General features: G+C 68.6%; 9 protein-coding genes and 1 pseudogene. 5 read left to right on the forward strand and 5 right to left on the reverse strand.

Features of this window, described 5'->3' with window-relative positions:
* Nucleotides 1-108 precede the first annotated feature (108 nt).
* Nucleotides 109-696, reverse strand: a complete 588-nt coding sequence (locus tag ACYVE7_RS19325) for an RNA polymerase sigma factor (protein WP_460366349.1) — start codon at nt 694-696, stop codon at nt 109-111.
* 401 nt (nt 697-1,097) lie between these two features.
* Between ACYVE7_RS19325 and katG the strand changes: the two genes are divergently transcribed.
* The 4 genes from katG to ACYVE7_RS19345 all read left to right on the forward strand — a co-directional run bounded on the left by katG (nt 1,098) and on the right by ACYVE7_RS19345 (nt 8,533).
* Nucleotides 1,098-3,224, forward strand: a complete 2,127-nt coding sequence (gene katG, locus ACYVE7_RS19330) for a catalase/peroxidase HPI (protein ID WP_460366350.1) — start codon at nt 1,098-1,100, stop codon at nt 3,222-3,224.
* Nucleotides 3,225-3,405: 181 nt separating this feature from the next.
* Nucleotides 3,406-4,956: a peptidoglycan DD-metalloendopeptidase family protein gene (locus tag ACYVE7_RS19335; RefSeq protein ID WP_460366351.1), complete on the forward strand. Its 1,551-nt coding sequence runs from the start codon at nt 3,406-3,408 to the stop codon at nt 4,954-4,956.
* A gap of 42 nt (nt 4,957-4,998) precedes the next feature.
* Complete coding sequence (locus ACYVE7_RS19340; RefSeq protein WP_460366352.1) at nt 4,999-6,525, forward strand: peptidoglycan DD-metalloendopeptidase family protein; 1,527 nt, start codon at nt 4,999-5,001, stop codon at nt 6,523-6,525.
* A 73-nt stretch (nt 6,526-6,598) separates the two neighbouring features.
* On the forward strand, nt 6,599-8,533 hold the full coding sequence (locus ACYVE7_RS19345; protein ID WP_460366353.1) for a hypothetical protein: 1,935 nt from the start codon (nt 6,599-6,601) through the stop codon (nt 8,531-8,533).
* Here the strand turns inward: ACYVE7_RS19345 and ACYVE7_RS19350 are convergent.
* A complete protein-coding gene (locus ACYVE7_RS19350; RefSeq protein ID WP_460366354.1) occupies nt 8,530-9,096 on the reverse strand; it encodes a TIGR03086 family metal-binding protein in 567 nt (188 codons plus the stop codon). The two genes, ACYVE7_RS19345 and ACYVE7_RS19350, sit on opposite strands and share 4 nt — an antisense overlap.
* 244 nt (nt 9,097-9,340) lie before the next feature.
* Here ACYVE7_RS19350 and ACYVE7_RS19355 point away from each other — a divergent pair, with 244 nt between their 5' ends.
* Nucleotides 9,341-9,874 (forward strand): hypothetical protein, encoded by a 534-nt coding sequence (locus ACYVE7_RS19355; protein ID WP_460366355.1) that lies wholly within the window; start codon nt 9,341-9,343, stop codon nt 9,872-9,874.
* A 124-nt stretch (nt 9,875-9,998) separates the two neighbouring features.
* Here the strand turns inward: ACYVE7_RS19355 and ACYVE7_RS19360 are convergent, their stop codons facing one another.
* The 3 genes and pseudogenes from ACYVE7_RS19360 to ACYVE7_RS19370 all read right to left on the reverse strand — a co-directional run.
* A complete protein-coding gene (locus tag ACYVE7_RS19360; RefSeq protein WP_460366356.1) occupies nt 9,999-10,535 on the reverse strand; it encodes a hypothetical protein in 537 nt (178 codons plus the stop codon).
* Nucleotides 10,532-10,732 (reverse strand): hypothetical protein, encoded by a 201-nt coding sequence (locus ACYVE7_RS19365; protein WP_460366357.1) that lies wholly within the window; start codon nt 10,730-10,732, stop codon nt 10,532-10,534. Before ACYVE7_RS19365 ends, ACYVE7_RS19360 begins: the two co-directional genes overlap by 4 nt.
* A gap of 22 nt (nt 10,733-10,754) precedes the next feature.
* Nucleotides 10,755-11,413 (reverse strand): annotated as a pseudogene (locus ACYVE7_RS19370) (hypothetical protein); the annotation flags it as partial.

Raw genomic sequence — 11,413 nt, forward strand, 5'->3', positions numbered from 1 at the left:
GGGACGGCCGGGCCGCCTCGGCGAGCAGGGCGGCACGGCCGGGGGCGAGCGCCGCACGGTCGGGCAGGGGGACTTCGGCACGGAACGCTCGGATCTCGTGGAGATCGTTCATCGGGACAGCTCCTCATGGAAGACGGTCGGATCGATTCCGCCCAGCGCCTCGCGTACCTTTTTCCGAGCCCGGCTCAGCCGTGATCTGACCGTCCCGACGGGGACTCCCAGCGCCTCGGCGACCTGCTCGTACGTCAGGTCGGCCCAGGCGACCAGCAGCAGCACGTCCCGTTCCCCGGCCGTCAGCCCGGCGAGGGCCGCCGCCAGCGGCCGGGACGCCGCGGCGGCGCTCACCTTGGCGTCGCTGCGGTCGGCGTGCGAGTCGAGGACGGGGTCGGCACCGGTCCTGGCCAGTGCCCGCAGCATCCTGACCTCTGATCGCCGGTGCTTGCCGATCAGGTTCGCGGCGATCCCGTACAGCCATGGACGGGCGTCCGGGCGGGTGAGGTCGTAGCGCGAACGCTGCCGGAAGGCGGCGAGGAAGGTCTCGGCGACCACGTCGTCGGCGGCCTGGTCGCCCAGACGCCGTGCGACATACCGGTGGATGAGTGCGGAATGCCGGTCGTACAGACCGGCGAAGGCTTCGGGCTCATGCCGGGACTGCTCGATCAGGGACGCGTCGTCGCTCCCGGGGCTTGCAGTCATTCGGCTCCATTCTTCGGGGTCTCCGTGCGAGGCGATGCGGCACGGTTTCCCCGTCTTCACCCGCAGCCCCGGCGAGGGTTCCCGCCCCCGCGAACGACGGGCCCTGCCGCGAGTGTAAAGGCTACGGAACGTGACAACCAAGAAATGGTTTCGGCCGTCCGTCAGACCGCGCCGCCGAGCCTCCGTATATGGCCTGAGCAGCACAAACGACCGATGATCACCCCGAAACCAGCCCTCTAAACGTGCACGGCGGAAATGCGAGTCCTGACGATCGGTTCAGGGAAGACTCGTCAATGTGACGGATTGTCACCATGACAGAAGGGATACCCGTGTCCGCGGAATCCGCAGATGGTTGCCCCGCCCACGCCGGCCGGATCAATCGGCCCGAGGCTGTCGGCGGCGTGCGCGACTGGTGGCCCGATCAGCTGAACCTGAAGATGCTGCAGCAGAACCCGCCGTCGATCGACCCGATGGACGACGACTTCGACTACGGCGCCGCGTTCGAGACGCTCGACCTCGACGAGGTGCGCCGCGACCTCGAAGCCCTCTTCCGGGACTCGCAGGACTGGTGGCCCGCCGACTTCGGCCACTACGGCCCGTTCCTCATCCGGATGGCGTGGCACGCCGCCGGCACCTACCGCACCGAGGACGGCCGCGGCGGCGCCGGCCACGCGATGCAGCGCTTCACACCGATCAACAGCTGGCCCGACAACGCCAACCTCGACAAGGCGCGGCGGCTGCTGTGGCCGGTGAAGAAGAAGCACGGCAAGAAGCTGTCGTGGGCCGACCTGATGGAGTTCGCGGGCAACTGCGCGCTCGAATCGATGGGTTTCAAGACGATGGGCTTCGGGGGCGGCCGCATCGACTGGTGGCAGGGCGACGACACCTACTGGGGTCCCGAGCACACCTGGATGGGCGACGAGCGGTTCTCGTCCACGCACGTCCTCCAGCAGCCGTTGGCCGCCGCCCAGATGGGTCTGATCTACGTCAATCCCGAAGGGCCTGACGGCGAGCCGGACCCGTTGGCGTCCGCGGCCGACATCCGGCAGACGTTCAAGCGGATGGCGATGAACGACATCGAGACCGCCGCGCTGATCGTCGGCGGCCACACCATCGGCAAGACCCACGGCGCCGGACCGGCGGACAAGGTCGGGCCGCCCCCGGCCGCGGCCCCGCTGGAACAGCAGGACCTCGGCTGGAAGAACTCCTACGGCACGGGCGTCGGCGCCGACGCGACGAGCAGCGGCATCGAGGTGACCTGGACGCCGACCCCGACGACCTTCGACAACACCTTCCTGGAGAACCTCTACGGCTACGAGTGGGAGAAGCACCGCGGTCCCGGCGGCCTCTGGCAGTGGCGTCCCAAGGACAACGCGGGCTCCGACACCACTCCCGCCCCCGACGATCCGGGCAAGAAGCACCAGCCCGGGATGCTCACCTCCGACATCGCGCTGCGCGTCGACCCGATCTACCAGGAGATCACCCGGCACTGGCTGGACAACCCGCACGAGATGTACGAGGAGTTCCGCAAGGCGTGGTTCAAGCTGATCCACCGCGATCTGGGGCCGCTCGCCCGCTACCGGGGTTCGCTCGTCCCCACGACGCCGCAGCTCTTCCAGGACCCGATCGAGCCGGTGACGCACGCGCTGATCGGCGCCGACGCGATCGAGTCGCTCAAACGTGACCTGCTCGGCTCGGGCCTCACCCAGCAGGAGCTGATCACCACCGCGTGGGCGGCGGCGTCGGTCTACCGGCGCAGCGACATGCGCGGCGGTGCCAACGGCGGCCGGATCCGGCTCTCGCCGCAACGGGAATGGACCCTCAACGAACCCGAGGAACTGCCCCGGATCATCAACGCGATCGAGGCCGTCGGGGACAGGTTCAACAAGGCGCAGACCGGTGACGTCCGGGTGTCGTTCGCCGATCTGGTCGTGCTCGGCGGCTGCGCGGCGATCGAGGCGGCGGCGCGCGCGGCGGGCCACGAGGTGAAGGTCCCGTTCACGCCGGGACGCGGTGACGCCCTCCAGGAGTGGACCGACGTCGAGTCGTTCGACTCCCTCGAGCCGAAGGCCGACGGGTTCCGCAACTACGTCTCCCCGCAGGCCCCGCTGCCGCCGGAGTACATGCTGATCGACCGGGCCGACCAGCTCGATCTGAGCGCGCCCGAGATGACGGTCCTGCTCGGCGGGCTGCGGGTGCTCGGCGTGAACCACGGGCAGTCGCCGCTCGGCGTCCTCACGCACCGGCCCGGCCAGCTCACCAACGACTTCTTCGTGAACCTGCTGGACATGGGCACCGCGTGGGAGCCGTCCCCGGGCGACGACGGCACCTATGTGGGCACCGACCGGGCCACGGGCAACCAGCGGTGGACGGCGAGCCGCGTCGATCTGGCGTTCGGCTGGAACGCCCAGCTCCGCGCGGTCGTCGAGGTCTACGCGGCGGACGACGCGACGCCGAAGTTCCTCAGGGACTTCGTCCGTGTCTGGAACAAGATCATGGAGGCTGACCGGTTCGACCTGCACTCCTGATCCGCGTCTCGATCCACGCCCGTGTCCTCGCCAGGACCGGGCGTGGTTTTTTGTGACCTACATCACATATTTACCCCTAGTAGAGATGCCTGAAAAATGTTCTTGTTTATTTGGATGTTCGGATTCTGCCGACTCCTCCTTTGCCGCGTCGCAAGGCCGCGGCCCCGCCCGAAGGAGATCCATGAAAGGCAAGCGCTTCGGCTTCATGGCAGCACTGATGCTGCTGTTGGGGCTGGTGATTCCGGTGCTCTCTCCCACCTCCGCCCACGCGGGGATGGAGGACACAAGGCCGGATTTCCGGCTGCCCTTCCCCTGTAACGCGCAGATCCTGCTGCAGACCTACGCGGGCCACAATCCGGACGACAAGAAGATCGACATGTACCGGTACGGGATGCGGATCGGCAGCCCGATCCTCGCGTCCGCCAGCGGCGTCGTGCACGAGGCGTTCAGCCCGGGCGGTCTGGAGATCCGCCACGGCAACGGCTGGTTCACCACCTACATGCACATGACGGACCGGGTGCCGGTCGGTACGGTCGTCAACCGCGGCGACGTGATCGGGAAGATGGGGGAGGTCGGCACCGTCGGCTCCCCGCATCTGCACTACGAGCAGCTCTACAACCCCAACAGCTCCGAGGACGCCGACAACCAGCACATCACCTATCCCAAGCTGCAGGGCCAGCTCCTGGTGATGGTCGTGGGCTCGCCGGTCGACATGACCAGCACCAACTGCGGCGGCGGGAACCCGCCGGCGGTGCGTCGTCCGTACGCGTCCGGCCGGGTGGTGTCGGGTAGGTCGGCGGACGGTCGCCTGGAAGTGTTCGCGGCGGGTGCCGGTGGCGTGCACCATGCGTGGCAGACGGCGCCGAACGGCGGCTGGTCGCCTTGGGAGAACCTCGGCGGACCGCAGAACGCGCAACTGGCGATCGTGCCGAACAATGACGGACGTCTGGAACTGTTCGCCCTGTCGAATTCGACCCTCGACCATATCTGGCAGACCGCGCCGAACGCGGGCTGGTCGAGCTGGCAGAACTTCGGCACGGGAGGCCACCGCATAGCCGCGGCCAACAATGCCGACGGCCGGATCGAAGTGTTCGCGTCCAATTCCAGTGGCGTCTTCCATCGCTGGCAGACCTCTCCCACTGCCTGGTCCGGCTGGACGGGCACCAATGGCCCGGCCAATTCACGTCTCGCGATGGAGACCGCACCTGATGGACGTCTGGAAGTGTTCGCCCTTTCCGACGCGACCTTCGGTCACCTTTTCCAGACGGCTCCGAGCGGCGGCTGGGGCGCCTGGGAGAACTTCGGCACCGGCGGCCAAGAGGTCACCGTCAACCACAACACTGACGGACGCTTGGAGGTGTTCGCCTCCAACAGCAGCGGTGTCTTCCACCGTTGGCAGACCAACCCCACCACCTGGTCCGGCTGGGTGGGCACCAACGGCCCCACCAACGCCAAACTCTCCAGCGCCCGTACTCCTGACGGCCGGGTCGAGGTGTTCGCGATGAGCAACCAGACGGCCGCGCATATCTGGCAGACCGGCCAGAACCAGGCGTTCAGCGCCTGGGAGACCTTCGGCGGGCCCGGCACCAGCGTCACGGCCACCAACAACGCTGACGGCCGGATCGATGTCTTCGGCACCAACAGCACCGGCGTCTACCACCGCTGGCAGACCTCTCTGACGGCCTGGTCGAACTGGGACCAGGTCAACGGCCCCGGCCCCGCCATGCCCTGATCCGAGGACATCCCCCGAACGCCGTCGAAGGAGAGGCCTGGCATGAACACCAGACCGGTCGGTTTCACAGCAGTCCTGGTGCTGCTGCTCTCAATGATCACTGTGCTGTTCCCGGCCCCGGCCATCGCCGCGGGGCCCGCTTTCGAACTGCCCGTCCCCTGCGGGCAGCGCTGGACGACCAGCACCCACAGCGAACACAAAAGCCAGTACATGGTCGACATGATCTCCGTCAGCGGAACCACCCAGGGCACGCCCGCGCTGGCCTCGGAAGGCGGCCGGGTGACCGTGTCGCAGTTCGACGGCGAGGCCGGCAACTTCATCGTCATCGACCACGGCGGCGGCTGGCAGACCCGGTACCTGCACCTGGACCGGCGCGACGTCGCGGTCGGCAACGACGTGCAGCGCGGCCGCCAGATCGGCCTCGTCGGGAACACCGGAAGCTGGACGTCCGGAGCGCACCTGCACTACGAGCAGAAGCTGAACGGGGTCGTGGTGCAGGCCACGTTCAACGGGCATCTCGTCCCGGTCCGGTGGGATTACAACCAGCATTTCGAGACGAGCGCCAACTGCGGCAACACCCCGGCCCCGGTGCGCCGCCCGTACGCGTCCGGTCGAGTGGTGTCCGGCAGGTCGGCGGACGGTCGTCTCGAAGTGTTCGCGGCGGCCGCAAGCGGCGTGCATCACGCGTGGCAGACGGCGCCGAACGGCGGCTGGTCCGCGTGGGAGAACCTCGGCGGCCCCCAGAACGCCCAGTTGGCGATCGTGCCCAACGCCGACGGACGACTCGAACTGTTCGCCCTGTCCAACAGCACTCTCGACCATATCTGGCAGACCGCGCCGAACGCGGGCTGGTCGAACTGGCAGAACTTCGGCACCGGCGGTCACCGGATCGCGGCGGGGAACAACGCCGATGGCCGGATCGAAGTGTTCGCCTCCAATTCCAGCGGCGTCTTCCACCGCTGGCAGACCTCTCCCACCGCCTGGTCCGGCTGGACGGGCACCAATGGCCCGGCCAATTCACGGCTGGCGATGGAGACCGCTCCTGATGGACGTCTGGAAGTGTTCGCCCTTTCCGACGCGACCTTCGGTCACCTTTTCCAGACGGCTCCGAGTGGCGGCTGGGGTGCCTGGGAGGACTTCGGGACTGGCGGCCAGGAAGTGACCGTCAACCACAACACCGACGGACGCCTCGAAGTGTTCGCCTCCAACTCCACGGGAGTCTTCCATCGCTGGCAGACCTCTCCCACTGCCTGGTCCGGCTGGGTGGGCACCAATGGCCCCGCCAATTCCAAACTGTCCAGCGCCCGCACCCCTGACGGCCGGGTCGAGGTGTTCGCGATGAGCAACCAGACAGCCGCGCACATCTGGCAGACCGGCCAGAACCAGGCGTTCAGCGCCTGGGAGACCTTCGGCGGCCCAGGCACCAGCGTCACGGCCACCAACAACGCCGACGGCCGGATCGACGTCTTCGGCACCAACAGCACCGGCGTCTACCACCGCTGGCAGACCTCCCTGACGGCCTGGTCGAACTGGGACCAGGTCAACGGCCCCGGCCCCGCCATGCCCTGACCACCGTCCTGAACACGGGCCTTCCGCAGCCGAGCCGCCGCGGAAGGCCCCCTTCTCCTGCAGGAAAGAGCCCATGCGCATCAGCAGAGGAACAGCGGCGGTCTTCGCCTTCATGATCACCGCGGTCCTGCTGGGGCCTCCGGCGACGGCCGCGGAACCGTCCGGCCAGGTCGGAGCCACCCCTTTCGTCCAGATCTATGATCCGAGCGTCGGCGAATCGCGTCCCTGGTACATCAACGACCACACGTTCATCAAGGACGCCCAGGGGACGTGGCATCTGTTCGGTATCACCCACGCCGAACCGTCCAACGACTCCGACGAGAAGACCTTCGCCCACGCGACCGCACCCGCCCTGACCGGGCCGTGGACAAAGCGCCCTGCCGCGCTGACCGCCGACCCCGGCTACGGTGAGACCCACCTCTGGGCCCCGCACGTGATCAAAAACGGCTCGACCTACTACATGTTCTACAGCGGCGGCGGCGCGGACGCGACGAGTCACGCCATCAACCTGGCCACCTCCACCGACCTGTACACCTGGACCAGGCACCCGGGCGGCCCGCTGTTCCGCGACGGCGTCGCCGCCAGAGACCCCTACGTGGCGCGCGTCAACGGCCAGTGGGTCATGTACTACACCGCGAACTCGAGCCCCACCGGCGGCAACCACGTCGTCGCGTACCGCACCAGCACCGACCTGATCCACTGGAGCGGACGGTCGATCGCGTTCACCAGCGCGACGGGCGGGACCATCGGCGGCGACACCGAATCGCCGTTCGTCGTGTACGCCGACGGGGCGTGGCATCTTCTTCTCGGGCCGCGCGGCGGCTACGTCGGAACCGACGTCTTCCGCAGCGACGACCCGTTCCGCTTCTCCGCGAGCCAGCTCACCGGCCACGTGTTCAGCCACGCCGCGGAGGTCGTCAACGACGGCGGCCGATGGTGGGTCAGCCACTCCGGCTGGGGGCAGCGCGGCGTGTGGCTGGCGGGCCTGGACTTCGGCAACGGCAGCCACCAGTACGCGGTCGAGGCCGGTTCGCCCCCCGGCAGCCGCGTGGTGATCGTCTCGTCCGCCGACGGACGTCAGGAGGCGTTCGCGGGCGGCCCCGACCAGGTGTGGGGGCGGTACCAGCTCTCCCGCAACTCGGGCTGGTCGGGCTGGTATCCGTTCGGCGGCCCGAGGTCGGCGTCGCTGGCGGTGGCCCGCAACAGCGACGGCCGGATCGAGCTGTTCGCGTCCGGTGAGGGCCGGGTGGACCGCAGAGCCCAGTCGGCGGCCAACGTCTGGCAGGGCTGGGAGGGTTTCGGCACGGCGGCGTACGATCTGACCGTCGCGCAGAACGCCGACGGCCGGCTCGAACTGTTCGCCAGCGGCCCGCGCGGCGTCTTCCACCGCTGGCAGGCCACGCCGGGCGGCTCCTGGGCCGAATGGACGTCCTTCGGCGGCCCCGCCAACTCCGTGATCGCCACCGGCCGTGACGCGAGCGGCCGGCTCGAGGTCGTCGCCGCGGCGGGCGGCACGGTGCAACGGCGACGTCAGGGGGCGCCGAGCGGCGGCTGGCCCACCGGGTTCGAGGCGTTCGGCTCCGTGGCAGGGGTCGGGCACGTGGCGTTCAACCGTCGTCCGGACGGCGGCCTCGAACTGATCGCGGCCGGCTCCGCCGGGATCTTCCGCCGCACCCAGAGCGGCCCTTCTGCTCCGTGGTCGTCGTGGTCGTTCTTCGGCGGGCCCGCGAACGCCCGCGTCCACCTCGCCCGCAACGCGGACGGCCGGCTGGAGATCGTCGCCGCCAACGCGGCCACTACCGAACACCGCTGGGAGAACGGCTCCGGCTGGTCCGCGTGGGAGAACTTCGGCACCGGCGCCTCGGCTTCCGGCTACGGCACCAACGCCGACGGCCGTCTGGAGATCATCGCCGGCACCCCCTTCAACTCCCTCTTCACCAAATACCAGCTGGCCCCCAGCTCCACCTGGTCCTCCTGGTCTCCCATCGGCGGCCCCACTCTCGGTTAGGGGGTGCGGCCGGACAGGGCCAGGGCTTTGGCGAAGGTGGGGGAGTCGGCGGGGATCTCGACGGGGTCGGCAAAACCGTCGTACTGGCGGTACAGCTCGGCGTAGTTCGCGACGACGTCGTGGACGAAGGCGGCGGCCCGCTCGGACAGGTGGATCTGCTGGCCGGTCGAGGTCGCGACGTCCCAGCCGTGCACGGCCATCTCTTTGATCACCATCGAGGCGATCTCGGCGGCGGGCATCTTCGCCTCGCCGAGATCGACCTCGCCTTCCCACGCCTCGGGCTTCTCCCACGCCTGGACCGCCCGCTCGAGCTGCGCCGTGTAGGTCCGCTGCCAGTCGGGGTCGGCGGTGAAGTCACGTTCGGTCAGCTCCTGCGGGAGCGGAGTCCGCAGCGCCCGATGCTCCAGCCCGAACGACGTGTACAGCACCCAGTGGTTGACCAGCGTCCGCACGTCGAAGTCGGCGCAGTTGCTCGGCTGCGAGAGCTGCTCAGGCCGGACACCCCGGGCGATCCGAGCGGCCTCGGCAGCGCATTCCTTCATGATCTCGTGTCTCTCGTCCATGACGTCCACGCTAAGCGGCCCCCGTCTCCGCCCTCTTGGACGAACCCGCCAACCTTGCGGGTACAGCCGGCAGAGCGACCCCGATCTCCCAGAGAAACATGAACCCTGGCGTTCATCAATCCTCCGCGCAATTAGACATTTTCATCTATTTGCCTTGCGGTGGGTGGATCTGGCCGGTCGAATGGTCGGGTCGACTGCCAGGCGGTGATCGCCCGCTTCTGGCCGCAGCGAGGGGCCTCTTCCTATGACTGATCAGGAACCGCAGCAGCCACCGGCTTCCTCGATGACCGGCGCGGAGCGGCTGGCCGCCGTGAGCGCGGTCATCGGCGCGGTGGGGCTGGTGATCGCCGCGATAGCCCTCTACCCGACGTTCCGCGGTGGCGGCGACGGCGGTGGCAAGAACGTCGTGACGCCCCCGGCCCCGAGCCAGGCTGCGAAGCCCTGTGTGGAGCAGACCTCCACTGCGGCCCGAGACCCGCGTTTCGGTCGCGTCTGGAACACCGTTTTCGCCTGCACCAGCAATCCGGGCGCCCCCGTCTATGAAAAACCGGACGGCACCGTCATCATCGGCTACCTCGACACCGAGCAGAGCTGGTTCGTCTGCTGGACCCGCGGCCAGCACCACACGTCCGACGACATCTGGTACTACACGCAGGGCGACCGCGCCACCGCCCACCCCGAACACAAGGCCTGGGGCTACACCCCCTCCACCACCCTCACCCATTCCCCCGCCGCCCCCGCCCCCGGCCTGACCCGCACCTGCCCCTCACCCCCCTGAGGCCACGGAGCGCTGGGAGCACGGTTCTCCTCCTCGTGACGTCCCTGGGACCAGCGGGCGGTGACGAGTCGTGGAACTGCTCGGAGGCGACATCGGCTGGGTCGACCTAGCTCCCCATCGGCTGCTAGGTGATGGGGAGGATGTCGATCTGGTGGGCGTCGAGTGCTGCTCGGTAGGCGGTGAGGTCGTTCGGATCGCTGGTGAGGATCAGGGAGGGCCCGTGCCAGGCAGCCGCGGCGATGATGAGGGCGTCGACGGCGTCGGGCTTCTTCCGGACGGGGAGATCGGCTTTGCCGAGTATCTTGCCGGCGCGCTGGAAGTCCGCCAGTCGGTAGACGCGGTGGCAGGGCAGGCACCCGATGACGCCGGGTTCAAGGCCGCGAATCGGACCGGGATCGTCCTTGGCTTGCAACACGGTGCACTCGCGGGTGACCTGGTTCAGGGCGTGGACGGTGGCGGGGCCGTCGCGCCAGACCTGGGCCAGTACTGGGCCGGTGATGATGGGCCGGTGTGGTGACGCCTTCAGAGACTCGTGGGTCGCCTGGGCACGGGGGTCCTTGCTGAGCAGCGCGATGAGCATACCCGCGTCGTAGTAGACGGCACGTTCTCCGGTCAGCGTGTCCGGGTGTCCGGCGAGGTGGTCGGACGACTTCTTGATCACGCGACCATTCCGGTGTCAGCCGCGATCTCGGCGTCGATGGTGGCGAAGGAGGAGGCTGCCTGGTCGTCGCGGAGCATCTGCTGAACCGCTGCGGCGATCATGTAGGTGGAGATGTCGACTCCCGCCGCTTCCGCGTGTGCCCGGATCCGGTCGTGGGTTTCGTCCCTGGTGCTGATGCTGAAGCGCTTCGTTCCCATGGAGCAATGGTAACACTTGGTATTACCGGAAGATGGCTTTGGGTTCGAGGACGAAGGTGTCGTCTTCGTGGCTGCCGATCAGTCCGAGGACGCGGGCCCGGTAGGTGATCCCCGGCTTGAAGGTGCCCGGTTTGGGTGGGTTCTCGTCGAAGACGATCGTGAGGTCGTCGTCCACGTGCAGCCGGATCGGAGCCTGCTCGGCGCCGGGCAGGTCGGCGAGCAGCCGGTCGATGACCCTTTTGTCCGCAGGGAACTCCAGCGCGTTGCCGACCTCGTCCGGCAGCCGCGGATCGCGCGGGACGTCCGGGTCGTAGGGGCGGCGCAGCGTCAGCCGCATCAGCCGCTCCTGGTGGGCGGGCTCCTTCAGCCAGTCGCGGAGCTTGTCGTAGGCGCCCTGCGCTGACGGGCGCAACCGCAGCAGCGGGTACTCCGCGTTGACGATGCCGTCCCGCGGGTAGATCAGCTCCAACGGCCGGCGCAGCTTCCCGCCGCTGTTGAGGGTCAGCAGCACCGACTCGTAGTTGACCATCCCGTCCAGGGAGTCCTGTTCGGCGAGGAAACGCGCTTCGAGCTCCTCGGAGGTCGGCGCGGCCAGCGCGTGCCCGGCGAACAGGCCCTGGAGCCGGTCGCAGCCGACGTCGTCCAGCCGGAGCGCGTCGGGCCCGCCGGCCGCCGCGGTCG

The organism is Actinocorallia lasiicapitis (genome assembly GCF_054778695.1).